At 57.2% G+C, this 18,743-nt stretch carries 19 protein-coding genes; 1 reads left to right on the top strand and 18 read right to left on the bottom strand.

Going from position 1 to position 18,743, the window contains the following annotated elements:
- Window positions 1–13 precede the first annotated feature (13 nt).
- From H8S11_RS08935 to H8S11_RS08950, 4 genes are read right to left on the bottom strand one after another with little or no spacing between them, the layout of a single operon-like run.
- Window positions 14–3,136, bottom strand: a complete 3,123-nt coding sequence (locus H8S11_RS08935) for an efflux RND transporter permease subunit (RefSeq protein ID WP_186852893.1) — start codon at window positions 3,134–3,136, stop codon at window positions 14–16.
- Between the two features lie 6 nt (window positions 3,137–3,142).
- The gene (locus H8S11_RS08940) at window positions 3,143–4,312 is read right to left on the bottom strand and encodes an efflux RND transporter periplasmic adaptor subunit (RefSeq protein ID WP_147572333.1); all 1,170 of its coding nucleotides are present in this window, start codon (window positions 4,310–4,312) and stop codon (window positions 3,143–3,145) included.
- An 11-nt stretch (window positions 4,313–4,323) separates the two neighbouring features.
- Window positions 4,324–5,700 carry a TolC family protein gene (locus H8S11_RS08945; RefSeq protein WP_186852894.1) on the bottom strand — a complete coding sequence of 459 codons (1,377 nt, stop codon included), beginning with the start codon at window positions 5,698–5,700 and terminating at the stop codon, window positions 4,324–4,326.
- Window positions 5,697–6,323, bottom strand: a complete 627-nt coding sequence (locus H8S11_RS08950; RefSeq protein WP_147572335.1) for a TetR/AcrR family transcriptional regulator — start codon at window positions 6,321–6,323, stop codon at window positions 5,697–5,699. The genes H8S11_RS08945 and H8S11_RS08950 overlap by 4 nt, the downstream gene beginning before the upstream one ends.
- A gap of 427 nt (window positions 6,324–6,750) precedes the next feature.
- Between H8S11_RS08950 and H8S11_RS08955 the strand changes: the two genes are divergently transcribed.
- Entirely contained in the window at window positions 6,751–9,702 is a 2,952-nt protein-coding gene (locus tag H8S11_RS08955) for an S-layer homology domain-containing protein (protein ID WP_186852895.1), read from the top strand.
- An 81-nt stretch (window positions 9,703–9,783) separates the two neighbouring features.
- Here the strand turns inward: H8S11_RS08955 and H8S11_RS08960 are convergent, their stop codons facing one another.
- The 14 genes from H8S11_RS08960 to rplO form a co-directional block, all read right to left on the bottom strand.
- Window positions 9,784–10,290 carry a hypothetical protein gene (locus H8S11_RS08960; protein WP_186852896.1) on the bottom strand — a complete coding sequence of 169 codons (507 nt, stop codon included), beginning with the start codon at window positions 10,288–10,290 and terminating at the stop codon, window positions 9,784–9,786.
- A 300-nt stretch (window positions 10,291–10,590) separates the two neighbouring features.
- Complete coding sequence (locus H8S11_RS08965) at window positions 10,591–11,412, bottom strand: amidohydrolase family protein (protein WP_186852897.1); 822 nt, start codon at window positions 11,410–11,412, stop codon at window positions 10,591–10,593.
- Between the two features lie 161 nt (window positions 11,413–11,573).
- Window positions 11,574–11,918, bottom strand: a complete 345-nt coding sequence (rplQ, locus tag H8S11_RS08970; protein ID WP_147572401.1) for a 50S ribosomal protein L17 — start codon at window positions 11,916–11,918, stop codon at window positions 11,574–11,576.
- 189 nt (window positions 11,919–12,107) lie between these two features.
- Window positions 12,108–13,058, bottom strand: coding sequence for a DNA-directed RNA polymerase subunit alpha (locus tag H8S11_RS08975; RefSeq protein ID WP_147572402.1), 951 nt, complete (start codon window positions 13,056–13,058; stop codon window positions 12,108–12,110).
- A 134-nt stretch (window positions 13,059–13,192) separates the two neighbouring features.
- Window positions 13,193–13,795, bottom strand: a complete 603-nt coding sequence (rpsD, locus tag H8S11_RS08980) for a 30S ribosomal protein S4 (protein ID WP_147572403.1) — start codon at window positions 13,793–13,795, stop codon at window positions 13,193–13,195.
- 22 nt (window positions 13,796–13,817) lie between these two features.
- Complete coding sequence (gene rpsK, locus H8S11_RS08985) at window positions 13,818–14,219, bottom strand: 30S ribosomal protein S11 (protein ID WP_147572404.1); 402 nt, start codon at window positions 14,217–14,219, stop codon at window positions 13,818–13,820.
- 14 nt (window positions 14,220–14,233) lie between these two features.
- On the bottom strand, window positions 14,234–14,602 hold the full coding sequence (gene rpsM, locus H8S11_RS08990) for a 30S ribosomal protein S13 (protein ID WP_147572405.1): 369 nt from the start codon (window positions 14,600–14,602) through the stop codon (window positions 14,234–14,236).
- An 18-nt stretch (window positions 14,603–14,620) separates the two neighbouring features.
- A complete protein-coding gene (gene rpmJ, locus H8S11_RS08995; RefSeq protein ID WP_008982609.1) occupies window positions 14,621–14,734 on the bottom strand; it encodes a 50S ribosomal protein L36 in 114 nt (37 codons plus the stop codon).
- A gap of 247 nt (window positions 14,735–14,981) precedes the next feature.
- A complete protein-coding gene (gene infA, locus H8S11_RS09000) occupies window positions 14,982–15,200 on the bottom strand; it encodes a translation initiation factor IF-1 (protein ID WP_020989775.1) in 219 nt (72 codons plus the stop codon).
- A complete protein-coding gene (locus tag H8S11_RS09005; protein ID WP_147572406.1) occupies window positions 15,187–15,486 on the bottom strand; it encodes a KOW domain-containing RNA-binding protein in 300 nt (99 codons plus the stop codon). Before H8S11_RS09005 ends, infA begins: the two co-directional genes overlap by 14 nt.
- On the bottom strand, window positions 15,479–16,243 hold the full coding sequence (gene map / locus H8S11_RS09010; RefSeq protein ID WP_147572407.1) for a type I methionyl aminopeptidase: 765 nt from the start codon (window positions 16,241–16,243) through the stop codon (window positions 15,479–15,481). Before map ends, H8S11_RS09005 begins: the two co-directional genes overlap by 8 nt.
- An 11-nt stretch (window positions 16,244–16,254) precedes the next feature.
- Window positions 16,255–16,887: an adenylate kinase gene (locus H8S11_RS09015; protein ID WP_186852959.1), complete on the bottom strand. Its 633-nt coding sequence runs from the start codon at window positions 16,885–16,887 to the stop codon at window positions 16,255–16,257.
- Between the two features lie 22 nt (window positions 16,888–16,909).
- Window positions 16,910–18,292, bottom strand: coding sequence for a preprotein translocase subunit SecY (secY, locus tag H8S11_RS09020; RefSeq protein WP_147572408.1), 1,383 nt, complete (start codon window positions 18,290–18,292; stop codon window positions 16,910–16,912).
- Between the two features lies 1 nt (window position 18,293).
- Window positions 18,294–18,734: a 50S ribosomal protein L15 gene (rplO, locus tag H8S11_RS09025; RefSeq protein ID WP_147572409.1), complete on the bottom strand. Its 441-nt coding sequence runs from the start codon at window positions 18,732–18,734 to the stop codon at window positions 18,294–18,296.
- Window positions 18,735–18,743 lie beyond the last annotated feature (9 nt).

The raw sequence follows: 18,743 nt of genomic DNA on the forward strand, positions 1-18,743 counted from the left end.
TTATTAGGCCGGTTCAGCCCACTTCAGCGGGGACAGGGGGCTCGGCCTCCTTCTTTTTCCGGCGGAAGGTATGGCTCAAGTCGTCGATGACTGAGTAATACACTGGAGTAAATACCAGGGTTATCACCGTAGATATGACCATGCCTGAGATCATCGTGACGCCCATATCGGTCATCATCTCGTTGGTCTCCCCAATACCAAGGGCCATGGGGATCATGGCAATCACCGTAGTCAGGGTGGTCATCAGAATGGGCCGGACGCGCAGAGGGCAGGCGTGGAGGATGGCCTCCTCCCGGCTTTCTCCCTTGGAGCGGCGGATCTTGATGTACTCCACGAGGATGATAGAGGAGTTGACCACCGTACCGGCCAGCATAATAATAGACACCAGCGCCAGGATGGACAGGTCCCGCCCAGTGAGGGGCAGGGCGAACAGAGCGCCAGTAAAGGCCACCGGGAGGATCAGCATGACCATGACCGGCATGGCAAAGGACTCGAACTGGACCGCCAGCACAAAGTAGACCAGCAGCAACGCAACCACCAGAGCAAAGCCCAAGTCAGCAAAGCTTTCCATCATATCCTCATAGGAGCCGGCGGTCTGGGCCTCATAGCCCTGGGGCATGGCATACCCGTCCAGGATCTCATTGATGGCGGCGGTCATCGCTGTCGTATCGCCGCTGATGGTATCACCGGTGATGGTGACCTGTCTGGTCTGGTTGCTGCGTGTGATGCTCTGGGGCGCCTGCTCCACAGTCACCTCCGCTACCGAGGACAGGGGGATGGTCCCCCCGTAGCTGGAAGGAACCGGCATGGACTTCAGGGCATCCAGACTGGCGGAGGCGGCCCCGTCGCCCTTGACCACTACATCATACTCCTTGTTGTCAATGGTAACTGTTGTGGCGGTGACGCCGGTCAGCTCCGACCGGACCGCGGAGCCAATAGACGCGGCGGTCAGGCCATATTGGGCGGCCGCCTCCCTCCGAATGGATACCTTGACCTGATCCACAGCCTCGGACAGAGAACTCTCCACATCCACGGCGTCAGGCAGGGCGGCAATTTGGTCCTTCAGATCGTTCGCGATCATCTCCAGCGTATCATAGTCATCGCCAGAGACCTCTACGTTGATATCGTTGCCGCTCATCATAGTCATGGAGCTGGAGGCGCTGACCGTGATCTCGCAGCCCGCGATATCCTGCAGGGCCAGACGCAGATCGTCCTCAATATCAAAGGCGCTGCGCTCCCGCTCACTCTTTCCCACAAGGTTGACACCCATGGTCACAGAGTTTCCGGAGGACATCATGGAGGAGCCGCCTCCCTGGGCGATGTAATACATATCTTCCATCTCCGGGACCTCCCGCTCCACAATGGCGGCGACACGATCGGAGATAGCGGTGGCCTCCTCCACAGAGGAGCCGATAGGCATTCCAATACTGATGGAAACGCTGTTCTGATCCATTTCCGGGATCATGACCATCTTGGTGTTGGCCAGGGTGAGAACAAATATTGCCACCAGACCAAGGGAGGCCAGCATCCCCATCTTCAGATGGCGGACGAAATAGCCCAGAAGGCCCATATAGCCGTGATAGATCCGCTGGAACAGGCGGGTGGAGAAGGTAGCTCCACCGCTCCTCTTCAGGGCCCGGGCGGCCTGCTTCTCCCTGCGGCGACGGACCTTCTCCTCATCCAGGGTAAAGTAGCACAGAAGGGGCACCAGTGTGAGAGAGATAATCAAAGAAGCCGCGATCAACGACGCGATGGTCAGACAGAAGTCGCGGAACATATCCCCCGCCATACCTTCCACCAGTCCCAAGGGGACGAACACGGCCAGAGTGGTGAGGGTGGAGGCTACCACAGAGGAGGTGACCTCCTGGGTTCCATCGACACAGGCACTCAACCGATCGTGTCCTTCGTCAGAAAAACGGTTGATGTTTTCCAGTACGACGATGGAGTTGTCCACAATCATACCTACGCCCATGGCGATGCCGCCCAGACTCATCATGTTTAAGGTCAGGTCCAGCACGCTCATCAGAACGAACACAGACAGGATGCACACGGGCATGGAGATACAAATAGTTAGGGTAGAGCCTCCCCGGCGCAGGAACAGCAGCACCACGACAGCGGCCAGCAGGACGCCCTGCCAGATGTTGCTGAAGGCAGAGTTCACCGACTGGTCAATGTAATCACTGGCGATATAGGGGACAGAGTAACGAATATTTGGGTTCTCCGCCGCCAGCTCCTGGAGCCGTGTTTCCACAGCCCGCGCCACGGCCATTTCATTTCCGCCCGCCTGCTTGGATACCTGAAGAATAACGCAGGAGGTTCCCCCTACTTTAGCGACCGCGTCCAGGTCCTCCGCCTCCATCCTGACATCGGCCACCTCGGACAGACGGACTGTCCCGCCGGCCGGCAGCGTAATCAGGGTGTTGGCAACATCCTCCAGTGAGGTGTATTTGGCGTCGGTGGACACCGTCAGCTTCTTCGAGCCGCTCTGTAGATCGCCGCCGGGGTACAGCAGGTTCTGTCCTGCCAAGAACTGACTGATATAGCTGTTAGACAGGCCAAAGCCCGCCGCCTTGGCCGGGTCAATCTCCACGGCGATCTGTTGCGCGTTTCCGCCGCCGACGGATACCTGTGCCACTCCGTCGATGCGCTCCAGGGCGGGAGCAATCTCATCCTCCGCCAGAGTCTGGAGCTGGGACAGGTCCTCGCCCATCAGGGCAATCATAGCTGTGGGCATCAGTTCACTGGCGTTGATGTTGATGATCATGGGGTCTGCGGCGTCCTCCGGCAGGGAAACCATGTCAAATTTCTCCCGCAGCTTGGTAGCCGCAATGTCTAGGTCGGTTCCTTCCTCGTAAGTAATTTGAATGGTACTGACGCTCTCTGACGAAGTGGATTGGATCTCATCCACACCGGAAACCGACATAATAGCGGATTCCAATGGAGCGGTCACCAGATCCTCAATGTCGCTGGGGTTGGCACCCACATAGGTAGTCATCACCACAGCCATGGGCATTTCCATATTAGGCATCAGAGCCATTTGCAGGCGGGCGCTGAAAAGGACACCGAAGATGACCACCATGATGACTGCCAACAATGTCGCTACTTTATGGCGGATACAGGCTTTTGCAGTATTCATCAGGGCTCAATCCTCCCCGGATACGATCCGCACCGCAGTGCCGTCAGCCAGATAGGACTGGCCCACAGTTACGAGCTGCTGCCCTTCGCTCAGGCCAGAGGTCACCTCGGTTACACCGTTTCCGGTCAGCCCAATCGTCACCTCGGTGTACTTGGCCACGCCATCCTCCACTACAAAGGCATATTGGGTCGAACCGCTGGTCAGGATGGCCTCAGTGGGAACTACCACAGCGTCCGCAGAGGTGTCCGTGTGGAAGGTCACATCGGCGAACATACCAGACAGCAGGCCCTCGATGTCCTCGTCCAAGGCTACAGTGACGGTATATAGCTTGGTCTGCGCATTGGCCGCCTTTTCGATGCCCCGGATGGTCCCCACCGTGGATACGCCTAGGGAACTGATGGTCACGTCGGCTTCATCTCCCTGGCCAAGCTTGGGTACCAGAGCCTCCGACACAGACACCTGGACCTTCATGGTGTCCACTCCCTCCACCACGGCTACCGGCATAGAGGCAGATACATAGCCACCCTCTGTGGCATTTAAAGTAACCACAGTCCCGGCAACGGGGGAAATCACATTTCCACCACTGTCTACATTCTCTAAAACAGTGGCCAGCTGCTCCACATTAGATTTATAGCTCTGCATCCCAGCCTCTAACTGGGAGAGCGTGGAGTTGCGGGTTGCAACGGCGCTCTCCAGCTGGAGTTCAGCCTGATCGATCTCCAGCTGAGAAGCCGCCCCAATCTCCTTCAGCGCCTTCAGGTCGCTGAGGTTTTTCTCATATAAGGCGATCTGGCTGTCAAAGACTGCCTTCTGATCCTGGTAGCTTTGAACAGCGGAACTGTAACTAATATTGGCGGCGTTGTAAGAGGAGAGGGTGCTCGCCATATCCAGTGTGCAGATTTTCTCCCCGGCAGATACGGTATCACCCGCCTCCACATAGACAGCGGTACACTGGGCATTGACAGCCACAAAAATGGACTCTTGTCCGTCAGCGACCACCTTGCCAGACACCTTGTTCTCTGTGGAGATGGTCTGGCGGGATACCTCCTCCACCTGAACCGCCACGCCGGCGGGGACATCTGTCTGGGAGCTGTCCTCCTCCCCAGACTGGCAGGCGGCAAGGGACAAGATCATGGCGGCCGCCAGGACAGTGGAAATCGTACGAGTGTGCTTCATGGTGCTCTCCTTCAATTCAAAATGCCGTAGTCCACGGCCCAGCGGTAATTGTTATAAGCAGTAAACAGGTCGACCTCAGCGCCCTCCACCGTTTCCTGGGCGCTCTTCACCTTGTCCTCCGCCTCCAACAGCCCGTTGTCGGACAAGCTGCCCTGGCTATGCTTCAGTTGGGCCACGGAGTAATTGTCCTGCTCCACCGCCAAGGCGGTCCTGGCGGCGTCCAGTACCTGCTTATAGTCCTTCACTTGGAGGTACAGGGAGCGGAAGCTGTTTTCAAAGCTCTGTAATGTCGCCTGATAAGTATATTGGGCAGATTCCCAGGTGTGCTGGGCGGAAACATACTGATACTTTTTCTCGTTGTAATTGTAATCCTTTCCAGCGTCCTTAAAGTCCTCTTGGGCGTCTTCCAAGGTGCGCTGGGCGGCAAACAGATCGTAGCTGACCTCCTTGGCGGCAGCCAAATCCGCCTCCAGGTCCATTTCCTCCAGCTGTTGGCTGGTGACCTGGGGCAGCCCCTGAAGCTGGATGTTCCCGGTCTGCTCCGCTCCGATCAGCATCTCAAGCTGTGCCTTGTAGTTGGAGATATTCATCTCCAGTGTTTGCTGACCGCTGACCAGGGCCGTGCGGCTGGCCTGTGTCTGACGCAGTGTCTGGGAAGAAATATGGCCCAGCTCATAGCGCAGCTCCATTTCCTGGATAGTGCGGTCCAGGGCAGTCAGCTGGCGGTCTAGGGCGCTGTCATTCAACTCCAAATCCACCAAAGCCACATATAGGGATTCAGCTGCCATTATAATCTGCTCCTGGGCGTTTTCCAGCTGGCGGATGACAGCGGCGTTGTCCTCCTGGATCTTTCCATCTTTCAAATCGTCAAAGGTATCCCGCAGGGAATCGTAGGCGGCATCCATAGAGGAGGCGGCGATAGAGCCCACAGCACCTCCTGTGACAATCATTCCCCACTGGGCCTGGGCAATCTGGTTAATCTGCTTGCGGATATCGTCGGTCATTTTTTCATAATCTATGGCCTCGATGGCCTGGATACTCTCCTCCAAGGCTAACAGATTCAGATTGTTCTCCCGCAGGCGGTGCTCCAAGTTGGTAAAACTGATAGAGCCCACCGGATCAGGTATGTATTCCTCCGCGGGCGGCTGTTCCTCCTGTTCCTCCTCCGCTTCCCCAGCGTCCGCTCCATAGACGGCGCTCTCCATCTCCTCGGCGCCTTCCGTATTTTCCGGGGAAACATCCGGTTCTCCAGAGGTTGGGGCTCCGTCAGTCTGGGCAGCGGTGCTCCCGGAGGACGCAGCGTCGTCCTCCACAGCCAGAGCCGCCCCGCCAATCAGGGACAGCCCCAGCGCCGCCGCCAGCAGCAGCGCGATGGTCCTATGTTTCATGTGGTTTCCTCCTCATGTGTCCGGGCTGCGCAGCCATAGCGCAGCAAATCGATTCTTGCTTGCAGGATATCACGTTGTATCTCCCGCTGACTATATTCCTGTAGAGTTTCCACGACAGCACCGCCTAAAATAGCCATGCCCAGGAAAAAGATATGTTCCGCATACTCTCTATTCTGTTGCCGCAGCCCGGTCATATCCGTCTCATCCCATAAAGGTTCTGGCATCAATCCTGGTCGTTCTGTCAAAAAGCTCTGGGTCTCTATCCCCGGATTGAGGCGCAGGACCTGAATAAAACGTGCCAGCACTGGGTCAGCGACTCCTCTTTGTTGAACTAAACGGTCAAACGCCCCAAGAGGAAGGGATAATAAATCACCTTCATGGGTATGCAAAATATCCCGCAGGCTTTGGATAAAATATTCCCGTACACCTTTTAGTAAGTAACGGATCATGTCCTCCTTATCGGTAAAGTATTGGTAGAAGCTACCCCTTGGAATGTGGGCAGCCGCAATGATACGGTTGATAGATACATCAGTGAATCTGACCCGGGTACATTCCTCCCAGCAGGCGTCCATCAGCCGCAGCCGTTTTTCTTCCGGCAGGCGAAAAAATGTACTGGTTGGCATATGCGTCCTCCCTTATGACGACCTGTCGCTTGTGACAGCCTGTCGCATATTATACACACCATCTCCCCCTGTGTCAACTCAAAGACCTGTTACGATTTTGTGAATTTTTTTAGACCCTATTAGGTAGACATCCCAAATTATTTTTCTCTTCTATGTCTACCAAATGTCTACCAAAAAAAGCGGGAAAGCGCTGGGAAACAGGGCTTTCCCGCTTTTCCATTTTCTGGGTGTCTACCAGATGTCTACCAAGGGCACTTTTTCTTTGAAAAAGCCCCCTTTTTTATTTGCTCTTAGCGGGTTTTCCTCACCTTTTTTTCTGTGCAAGGGGCGTTATACAGGGCTAAGTGTCCCTAAAAGTCCTCAAAACCTCAAAAATGCGGGGGATTTTCAAGAAATCACCCCGAAAAAATTTAAGGAGGAATCCCGAATGAGAAACCTGAAGCGGGCTCTTAGCCTGGCTCTGGCTTCCGTCATGGTCATGGGCCTGATGGTAGTCGGTTCCGGCGCGAGCTACGTCGATGTGTCTTCCGAAAACAACGTGGAAGCCATCGAAGTTCTCCAGAAAGTCGGTGTCATGACCGGCGACGAGAACGGCAAGTTTAACCCCGACGCCAACGTCACCCGCAACGAGATGGCCGTCATCATGTCCAACATGCTGGACTACAAGGTGTCCAACTACGCTGGCACCGCTCCCTTTACCGACGTGCCTTCCTGGGCTGAACCCTATGTGGCCGCCTGCTACACCCACGGCATCATTTCCGGCTACGACGCCAAGACCTTTGGCGGCAGCGACTCCGTCACCGCCGCTCAGGCCGCTCTGATGATGATGAAGGCCCTGGGCTACTTCCAGTATCAGTCCGATTTCGGCGAGGACTGGCAGATGGCCACCATCCGCGAGGCCAACAAGATCGACCTGTACAAGGACGTGAACGCCACCGCTGTGGCCCCCATGACCCGCAACGATGTTGCCCAGCTGGCTCTGAACACCCTGAAGTCCTATCAGGTTGAGGCTGACAACGACACCATCAATGTCAATGGCAACGGCGTGTCCGTCAGCGGCGGCAGCGTCAAGTACTATCAGCTGGTCAGCAATGACAAGATGTACAAGGCCATTGACGACCGCACCGGCCTGAGCATGTCCAACGTTTCCGGCTACACCAAGGAGCTGGGCGAGGACCTGTATGACGGCGACCTGGAGTGCAAGGACGAGACCGACGATTTCGGCCGTCCCGCCACCACCTGGAGCTACAAGAGCTCTACCATCGGCACCTACTCCGACTCTGCCGACCAGACCTGGACTGGCAAGGTCAGCGAGAAGGACCTGTACACTGCCGCTGGTTCCGCCGCCTATGACAACTACAAGTGGACTGTGTACCGCAACGGCGAGGTCGTTGAGGACATGGACCGCGTAAACGGCAAGGACGTTCTGGACTATGGCAAGACCAGCAGCGAGCGTTGGCAGGAGACTGGCAACGGCGTGCTGACCGAGCTGTATGTGGACTCCACTGAGGAAGATGTGGTTGTGACCATCATCGACACCTTCGTGGCTGAGGTCACCAAGGTGGAGGACAATGGCGACGACTACACCGTGACCATTTCCTACAAGAGCGATAAGCCCTCCAAGGCCGAGAACGAGTTTGACACCGATCAGAAGTTCTCCAAGGAGGACATCGTGGTCCTGACCATCGGCGGAACTGAGATTCAGTCCATGGCCAAGGCCGAGATCGTTGAGGGCACCGTCAGCTCCGTCAAGGACAACGACTATGTGAAGCTGGACGGCACCACCTACAACTACAACCGCGCTTACTGCACCACCGTGATCAATTCCGCTAAGGGCCTGGTCAACCTGGACGACGGTGACAACTTCACCAACCCTGACGTTGACAACGAGGTCGTTCTGTACCTGGATACCTACGGCAACGCCGTGGCCATCGAGGGCGCTGAGGACTCCGTGGACGACTACCTGTTCGTCACTGGCGTTGACTCCGCCTATGGCGACGTGTCCGCCAAGGTCGTCTTCGCTGACGGCACCGAGGAGAAGATCGACATCGACGAAATCGACGGTGTGGATGCTTACTGGAAGGACACCGGTGACAAGCGCGTCCCCACTGAAGGCCACATCTACAAGTGGAACCAGAGCGGCAGCGAGTACGACCTGGAATCCGCCTCTTATGCTAACTTCGAGCAGATCCTGTTTGATGCCTCCAATGGTAAGGGCAAGGTGGAGCGCGACAACGCCTCCGTGTATCGTGGCAGCGACCGTATCGGCACCGCTGACAGCGACACCGTGTTCATCAACACCGACGACGACAAGGTGTGGACTGGCTATAAGAACGTCTCCAGCCAGGAGGACATCGTGGGCGCCGCTGTGAAGGATGACGGCGTGATCACCATCCTGTTCATGTCCAGCTCCAGCGGCTCCTCCGCCGAGGACGACGACTTCGTCTTCATCAGCGGCACTGATCCTGAGGTCGTCAACGACAACGGCGACAAGCTGTACCAGTACAACAGCGCCTACATCAACGGCGAGAAGGTCGAGGGCGGCTTCATTGTTTCCAGCAGCTCCGCTAAGGACGACATTGTCACCAAGGGCCTGTACCAGGTCACCAAGCGTGACAACGACGATCACGCCACCGAGGTAAAGCTGGTTGTGGACGCCACTGCCGACAAGAAGGGCAACTACGAGAGCGGCGCTCTGAAGGCCTTTGAGTCCTATGCCACCTACGCCAAGAAGGACATCCTGTCCCTGAATGACGGCGATGGCAACCTGACCGCTGGCAGCCAGTCTGACTTCAGCTATAACAACGACACCACCTTCGTGGTCGTGGAGCTGAAGAAGGACAACACCGACGTGGACTCCGTCTATGTGGGCGGTGTCAGCGACATCGAGACCGACGCGGAAGGCCGTACCGGCGTGTTCGTGGTCACCGTTGAGGATGACGGCGACGATACTCCTATGGCCGAGGTCGTTCTGGTCATCGTGCCCGACGAGGACACCGTGATTGAGGATGACAACAACAACGGCGATTACAAGGTCGTTTCTCTCTCTGGCAAGAAGATTGAGCTCACCGTTGATAAGAATGGCGAGTTCACTCTGAAGAATGTCAAGGTCCAGAAGGGCGACGAGAACTACGAGAATCTGGGCGATGTCACCCTGTCCGCCAAGATTGAGCTCTACAACAAGGGCTGGGATGAGCTGGAGACTGTGGAAGAGGACTTCACCGCTGAGAAGTCTGTTGTCGCTGACAACGACGGCATCAACTTCAGCAGCGACCTGCTGTCCTCCGGCGATAAGATCCGTGTCACCCTGACTCTGAGCAACAAGACCATCGGTGATATCGAGTTCTTCACCGGCTCCATGACCGTTCCTGAGGCCTAAGAATTCTATTCTTTAGAACTCTAGAGCGATTGGACACCTAAACTGAAAGCACCCCCGGTATTTCCGGGGGTGCTTTTCCTCTTATCCCAAGGCCAAATAGTGAAATACAGTATTCTTTTCATTCGAGGCATAATAATCGCCGTTCGAACTTTTGTGTACCACCCGGAAGCCCCCCGCCTCCAAGGTGACCAAAGCGGTCTCTCCAGCGGTTGCCGGATTCCCAGTTACCGCCAGTCCTCCGTAATAGTAAGCAGCCAGATTGGCGCCGCTGGCGTAGGTCCTGCCCTGCTTGTCACACAGATAGACCGCCTTAGGTGAGAATGGAAGGGAGATCAGCCGGCTGGCCGCTCCGTCCCCCGTATAAGCCCCCGCCGCGATCTGTACTAAATTGCTCCGCATCTCCTCCAGGTCGGTGCTGTCCGCCTTTTGAGACACTAGGCTTTGAAGGGCGGTCAGCGCCTCCTGGTCCGCCTTTTCCTGGAGCGCCTGGTCTATCTTCTGATTGTCCTCATTGAACTCTGTGCGGAGCACCTTATCCTCCGCCTCCCATTGGTTAAGCTGGTAGTGTTGGGTCTTGTTGGTTGACATGATGGTTCCTCCTTTAATGAGTAAGGTTAAGGGTGTGGCTTTTGCGGGGTACGCCTTTTTTATACACTTTGACATGATTGTCTGAAGGGGCCTGTAAAATACGGCACGCCTAGTTGTCACGCCCTGCATGCGCCCCTCTGCCGGTCAGCCGGGCCGGAGCCGCAGCGTGACCCCTTCTATCTAACACAAAAAACCGCCCCGGAGTGGGACGGTTTCATACATTTTTTGGAAATTAGGGGACCGTTATTTTCAAAAGAGGGCGCGCCCCCTGCTAGGGGGTGCGCCCTCTCTCATATTTGGTCACAGACCAAGTCCATAGATCCGGTTTGCGTTGTGGAAAAACACCTTTTCCCAATGCTCCTCTGGTACAATCCCCTGAATGAAGCGAATATACTCCTCCAAATTGACGATAGGCCAATCCGTACCATACATAATATCATCCCACTGGAGGATAGCGGTGAGCCAGGTCCGGAGAAGGGATACATAGCCTGCCTGCTCCTGAAAATAGTGCGTCAGATTCACCCGCCCCTCCAACAGACCGGACAGGTCCGCGGATACGTTCCGGTTCTTCTCCACCACCGCTGCGGCCGCCTCTAAAAAAGGGTTCCCAAAGTGGCACATGACAAACCGGGTCTTTGGATGGTCGGCGGCGGCTTCATCCAGGGCGAGGGGGTGGCAGTATTTCAGATGGGCCCGGGAAAACGAGGTCAGCCCCATATGGACGGCCACAGGCTTGTCATAGCGGGCCGCCAGGGCGTAGACAGGCTCATAGACAGGGTCGGTGAGCCAGACCTTATTATAGCCCGGATAGAGCTTCACCCCGCAGCAGTTATCCCGCTTCAGGTTCTCCTCCACACGGTCAGCCAGATCCGGGATGAGCCGCTTTCCACCCTCCAGCAGGGAGCTGTCCAGCCCGATACAGTAGTGGAACAGATCAGCCGGATAGGCATGGTAGACCGGGTCCAAGCTCCGGTTGCCCATGACCACTCCATGTACCATCTCCAGTTCCCCATAGACATCCCGCAGGTGGTCCACCGAGTTGATATGTCCCACTCCCTGGGCCATGGCGTTAGTTCGCTCATCGGGTGGAAAGAGATGGAGGTGGGCATCAATGATTTTCATAGGAAGGCGCTCCTTTGGCACGTTTTTTTCTATTATAGCAGATAGCGCGGGTCAAAAAAAGGGGGCTGGCTGCTTTTCCCCACCGGAGGCGCCCGCCTGGTTTTCCGCCGCCGTCGACGCAAAAGCCCCCTGGCATATGCCAGGGGGCTTGCAAATGTCTATCACACCAGCTGGATAATCGCCATCTCGGCGGCGTCGCCGCGGCGGGGGCCGATGCGGACGACGCGGGTGTAACCACCGTTGCGCTCGGCATACTTGGGGCCGATCTCCTTAAACAGCTTGTTGGCCACATCCTCCTTCGTGATGTAGGACAGGGCCTGGCGGTAGGAGGCCAGGGTGTTGTCCTTGGCCAGGGTGATCATCTTCTCGGCCACGGGAGCCACTTCCTTGGCACGGGTGACAGTGGTCTTAATCTGGCCGTTCTCCAGCAGGTAGGTGACCATGGCGCGCAGCATAGCGCGGCGCTGATCGCTGGTGCGGCCCAGCTTGCGGTTCTTCTGAGACATGAGAAACACTCCTCCGACCTCGCGTGGCGAGATCTCCATAAATTCGTTCATTCGGCCACTAGGGCCGGGACACCCCGCTGAGGGGACAGGAACCCCGCACCCGGACAGGAACGTTACTTACTTCCGGGCTGTCCTTTGAAGTATCGCGAAGTACGATACCCCTTCTTTTGTCTGATGATTCGGCGCTTCTTAGTTATTTTCCTCGCTGGCCAAGGACAGGCCCATCATCGCCAGCTTGTTGATAACCTCTTCCAGGGACTTACGGCCCAGGTTCCGAACCTTCATCATCTCTTCCTCTGTCTTGGAGATCAGGTCCTCCACCGTATTGATGTTGGCCCGCTTCAAGCAGTTATAGGAGCGGACAGACAAATCCATGTCATCGATGGTCATCTCCATCACCTTATCCCGCTGGGTCTCCGCCTTCTCCACCACCGTAGACTTGTTACCCATGGTCTCGGACAGGTCGGTGAACAGCGTGAAGTGGTCGCACAGGATGCGCGCCCCCAGGGAAACAGCGTCCCGAGCATCGATGGTGCCGTTGGTCCACACCTCCAGCGTCAGCTTGTCATAGTCCGTGGCATCGCCCACACGGGTGTTCTCCACGGTGTAATTGACCTTACGGACGGGGGTATAGATGGAGTCTACGGGGATGGTCCCGATAATGGACTGGGCCGGCTTGTTCTTGTCGGCGGAAACATAGCCACGGCCGTGGGCCAGGGTCAGTTCCATCGACAGGGTGGCGTCAGGTCCCAGGGTTGCGATATGGAGATCAGGATTCAGGATCTCCACATCAGCGTCCGCTTTGATGTCACCGGCAGTGACCTTGCACTCCCCGGCGGCCTCGATGTGGACGGTTTTCACTCCCTCGCAGTACAGCTTGGCGATGATCCCCTTCACGTTCAGGACGATCTCGGTCACGTCCTCCTTGATGCCGGGGATAGTGGTAAACTCGTGCTGGACACCGGCGATCTTGATGGAGGTCACCGCGGTACCAGGCAGAGAGGACAGCAGGATCCGACGCAGGGAGTTGCCCAAGGTGGTGCCATAACCCCGCTCAAGGGGTTCCACAACGTACTTGCCGTAGGAGGCGTCGCCGGGATTCTCCACACATTCGATGCGGGGCTTTTCGATTTCTACCATATGCTAGGATACCCTCCTTTTCTCGGCGGTGTACTTGCCACCGCCTGATTCAGCTCACCAATATCTGAGGGTTGTCTAAGTCTGGTCTTTTGCCAGGTCTCTCCAGCTCGTCTGGAGAGACCCGCAAAAATAGATTACTTAGAATACAGCTCGACGATGAGGTGTTCTTCCACGGGGAAGTCGATGTCGTCCCGGGCGGGCATGGCAGCGACAGTACCCTGGAGGGTATTCTTGTCACGGGTCAGCCACTTGGGCAGAGTGACCATAGGGGCATCCTCACCCAGCAGGCCCTTAAACTTGACGGAGGAGCGGCTCTTCTCCCGAACCTCGATCACGTCGCCCACCTTCACCAGGTAGGAGGGGATGTCCACCCGCTGGCCGTTGACAGTGAAGTGGCCATGGGTAGTCAGCTGGCGGGCCTCGCGGCGGGTCTTAGCAAAGCCAAGACGGTACACCACGTTGTCCAGACGGCGCTCAATGAGGGTCAGCAGGTTCTCACCGGTCTTACCCTGCATACGAGAGGCCTTCTCATAGTACATATGGAACTGTTTTTCCATAATGCCGTAGACAAACTTGACCTTCTGCTTCTCGGTCAGCTGCAGGGCATACTCGGACTTCTTCTTCCGCATATTCCCGCCGGGATTGCGATTGGTAGTCTTTTTGGCATAGCCCATAGCGGCAGGGGACAGGTTCAGAGCCTTGCACCGTTTAGCGATGGGCTGCATATTTCTAGCCATGTGTCATAACCTCCTTCTCTGATCAGACGCGGCGGCGCTTGGGCGGGCGGCAGCCGTTATGGGGAACCGGGGTCACATCCTTGATCATGGTGACCTCCAGGCCCACGGCCTGCAGCGCGCGGATAGCGGCCTCACGGCCGGCGCCGGGGCCCTTCACGAAGACCTCGACGGATTTCAGGCCGTATTCCATCGCAGCCTTTGCAGCCGTTTCGGCGGCAGTCTGAGCGGCGAAGGGGGTGGACTTACGGGATCCACGGAAACCCAGACCGCCGGAGGAGGCCCAGGACAGGGCGTTGCCCTGCGCGTCAGTGACGGTGACCATGGTATTGTTGAAGGAGGAGCGGATATGCACCTGGCCCTTCTCCACGATCTTGCGCTCGCGGCGCTTACGCACCACTTTCTTACCCTTGGTATTAGCAGCCATTGTATATCCCTCCCTTACTTCTTCTTATTGGCTACGGTACGCTTGGGACCCTTACGGGTACGGGCGTTGGTCTTGGAACGCTGGCCGCGGACAGGCAGCCCCTTGCGGTGGCGGATGCCCCGGTAGCAGCCGATTTCAGTCAGCCGCTTAATGTCCATCGCCACGTTGCGGCGCAGGTCGCCCTCGACCGTATACTCATGACCGATAACCTCGCGCAGCTTGGCCTCATCCTCCTCGGTGAGGTCCTTCACACGGGTATCGGGGTTAATCCCGGCCTGGGCCAGGATCTTGTTGGCGCTGGTGCGCCCAATGCCGTAGATATAAGTGAGGCCGATCTCGATTCTTTTCTCTCTCGGCAGGTCAATACCGGCAATACGAGCCATTTTTTACAGCACCTCCAATTAACCTTGTCTCTGCTTATGCTTGGGGTTTTCGCAAATAACCATGACTTTGCCCTTGCGCTTAATGACTTTGCACTTCTCGCACATGGGCTTCACGGACGGTCTGACTTTCATTGTTAAAACCTCCTATGAATGCCTTGATGGCCCCTCCTCGTCGAAACAAGCTCCGTATCCTTCGCCCCCACACGTGTGTGAGGGCTCAGTCACTCCGCTGTTTCTCCTCTCCAAATGCGACCCGCTTCGCTGGGCTCGCATTTGGGAGCGGCCTTGCGGCCGCTTGTCCCCGCGGGGGGACGGGAGTCTGGGCGGACCCCGGAAGGCAAGGCTTCCGGAAAAAGCCGGACGATTCGGTCGTTGATAGTTACTTAGATCTCCAGGTAATACGGCCTCGGGTGAGGTCGTAAGGCGACATCTGGACCGTCACCTTATCGCCGGGCAGGATACGGATGAAATTCATGCGCAGCTTGCCCGAAATATGTGCCAGGATGATGTGTCCGTTTCCAATATCCACATGGAAGGTGGTATTGGGCAGGGATTCGGTAACGACTCCCTCCAGCTCGATCATATCATCTTTCGCCAAGCGTGTTTCCCTCCTTGAAGGCGGCCAGCGCCCTTCTCAATGCTCTGTCGGACAGCGGTGTCCCGCGTTTCAGCCCTTGGATGGTCGGGTGGTCAAATGGATGCTCCATATCAGTGAGAGGGAGCACATGGCCCAGCTTTTTGACCTTGGGATTGGCGACCTTACGGCGCTTTCCATCGGCCAGCAGCAACATGGACCGCTCCTGGTCCACTCCCACCACACAGAACACTCCGCCCTTGTCCCGGCCAGCGGCGGCCTCTACAATCCAGCCCGTATAATCATACATAAGCTCCATCCTCTGTGACGGTCAGGATCTCAGGGCCCTCTTCTGTGATCAGGATACTGTTCTCATAGTGGGCTGTCAGGGACCCATCCAGAGAGACGGTGGTCCATTTGTCTGACAGCACCTTCACCCTCCAGTCTCCGGCGCATACCATAGGCTCTACCGCCAGGGTCATGCCAGGCTGAAGCCGGGGACCGTGGCCGGCAGGTCCGAAGTTGCGTACCTCCGGGGGCTCATGGAGTCTGGCGCCCACGCCATGTCCCACAAAATCCCGGACGACGGAAAAGCCGTTGGCCTCTACATACACCTGGACCGCGTGGCCGATGTCAGAGACCCGGCAACCCTGGCGGGCAAATTTCATGCCCTCCCAGAAGCTCTGCTGGGTGACCTGAATCAGGCGCTTGGCCTCGTCGCTCACCTGCCCGCATGGGTAGGTGGCGGCGCAGTCACCATGGAAGCCGCCGATAAAGGCGCCCACATCTACGCTGACGATGTCGCCCTCCTTCAGCTTTCGGGGCCCAGGGATGCCGTGGATAACCTCCTCGTTCACCGAGATACAAGCGGAGCCGGGAAAACCGCCGTATCCCAGGAAGGAGGGCTTGGCCCCATGGCTCTCGATAAAGCGGCGGACCGCTGTATCGATCTCATGGGTCGTGACTCCGGGTCTGATCATAGAGCCAGCCAGAGCCCGGGCCTGGGCGGTAAGGCGCCCAGCCCGGCGCATGGCCTCGATCTCTCGGGGAGATTTTAGTGAAATCATTTCCAAACCCATCAGATACTCAGGGCCTCCATGATCGCTTTGGTGGTATCCTCAATGGTAGACTGATTATCTACGGGGGTCAGGATACCCTTCTCCTCATAGTAGCCCTTCAGGGGCTCGGTCTCAGCGTGGTAGACCTCCAGCCGGTGGCGCACAGTCTCCGGCTTGTCGTCCTCCCGCTGTACCAGGGGTCCGCCACAGGTGTCGCACACACCTTCCACTTTAGGGGGCTTGGCCTTCACATGGTAGGGCGCGCCGCAGTTCTGGCAGACCCGGCGGCCGGTCATGCGTTCTTCGATCTCCCCATCGGAGATCTCGATGGACACCACATGGTCAAAGGTCACGCCTGCCTGGGCCAAAGCCTGGGCCTGGCCAATGGTGCGGGGCACTCCGTCCAGGATGAAGCCCCCGGAGCAGTCAGGCTGCTCCAACCGCTGGGCAACGATGCCGATGATAACGGAATCGGGGACCAGCTTGCCCGCATCCATATAGGACTTGGCCTCTAAGCCGATGGATGTGCCTTCCTTGATGGCGGCACGCAGAATATTGCCGGTGGAGATGGTCGGGATTCCCAGCTTGGCGCTGAGGATCTCAGCCTGAGTTCCTTTGCCGGCGCCCGGAGCGCCCAGCAGGATCAGCTTCATTCCCATATCTCCAACCTCCCGCTTATTCAAGGAAACCCTTGTAATGCCGCATCAGCATCTGGGCTTCCAGCTGCTTGACGGTCTCCAGGGCCACGCCCACCACGATGATGACTGAGGTGCCGCCGATCGCCAGAGAACTATAGCCCACGATATTTCCAGTGATAATGGGGGCGATGGCAATGACAGACAGATACAGAGCGCCAAACATAGTGATCTTGGACAACACCCGGGTGATGAAGTCGGCAGTTGGCTTACCGGGCCGGATGCCGGGGATGAAGCCTCCGTTCTTCTTCAGGTTATTGGACACCTCAATGGGGTTGAAGGTCATGCTGGCGTAGAAGTAGCTGAAGCCAACGATCAGGAAGAAATACAGCACGGAGTAGAAGGGTTTGCTGGTGTCAAACAGCCGCATCATGGCTCCGCCAAAGCCAGTGCTCTCCACGGTAGCCCCGGTAAAGGCGCCGATGGTGGCGGGCAGGGAGGCGATGGACTGGGCAAAGATGATAGGCATGACGCCGGACATATTCACCTTCATGGGGATATGGGTGGACTGGCCGCCATACATCTTCCGGCCAACTACCCGCTTGGCATACTGGACAGGCAGGCGGCGCTCGGCGTTGGAGATGAACACGATGAACACCACCAGAGCCAGCAGGCCGATAACGATGACCGGGATCATCCAAGGCGCCAGGGCCAGTTTCAGCTGGGCCTCAGCCTGCTGAGTGGTCATGCCGGCCGCGGTCAGCGTATCCATGGTCATAGTGCCGTCCTGGACGCTGTTCCAGATGGTTACACCCTTTATGCTGTCAGTCACCATGGTGGGGAAGCGGGACACGATGCCGGCGAACAGGATGATGGAGATACCATTTCCAATGCCGAACTCAGTGATCTGCTCACCCAGCCACATCAGGAAGGCGGAGCCGGCGGTAAAGGAGAGGACGATGACCGCTCCAACCCAGAAAGCGTTCAGGCTGCCGCCCTGGACCAGACCATAGCTGTTGATCAGGGAGTAATAACCAAAACCTTGCAACAGGGCGATGGCCACGGTGGTATAACGGGTGATAGAGGCGATCTTCTTCCGGCCCTCCTCGCCGCCCTCCTTAGCCAACCGCTCCAAAGCGGGAATGGCCACCGTCAGCAGCTGGATGATAATGGAGCTGTTGATATAGGGCTGGATGGACAGGGCAAAGACCGTCGCCATAGAGAAGGCGGAGCCGCTCATGGCGTTCATCAGGCCCAGAATCGTACCGCTCTGAGCCTCCAGATAGAATCCCAGCTGCTCGGAATTGATATAGGGAACAGGGATAGCCGAACCCAGACGGAAGATAAGCAGGGCAAAGATGGTGAACAGGATCTTCTTCCGCAGCTCAGGGACGGACCATGCGTTACGGATCGTCTGGATCATGTCAGATCACCTCCGCCTTACCACCCGCAGCTTCGATCTTTTCCTTAGCGGAGGCGGAGAAGGCGGAAGCCTGGACGGTCAGCTTCTTAGAAATCTGGCCGTTGCCCAGGATCTTGACGCCGTACTCGCACTTGGAGAGGATACCCTTCTCCAGCAGAGCCTTGGCATCGACCACAGCTCCGTCCTCAAACTTATCGAGGGCAGAGACATTGATGGCCTCCAGGGGTTTCGCAAAGATGTTGTTAAAACCGCGCTTGGGGATACGGCGGCTCAGAGGCATCTGGCCACCCTCAAATCCCACGCGGACGCCGCCGCCGGAGCGGGCCCACTGGCCCTTCTGGCCGCGGCCGCCGGTCTTACCATTGCCGGAGCCGGCGCCCCGGCCCTTGCGGTATGCCTTGGTGTTGGAGCCGGCGGCGGGGGAAAGTTCATGCAGATTCATGTGTCGCGC

Origin of the sequence: Flintibacter hominis, assembly GCF_014287965.1 — a bacterium.
Classification (GTDB): domain Bacteria; phylum Bacillota; class Clostridia; order Oscillospirales; family Oscillospiraceae; genus Lawsonibacter; species Lawsonibacter aceti.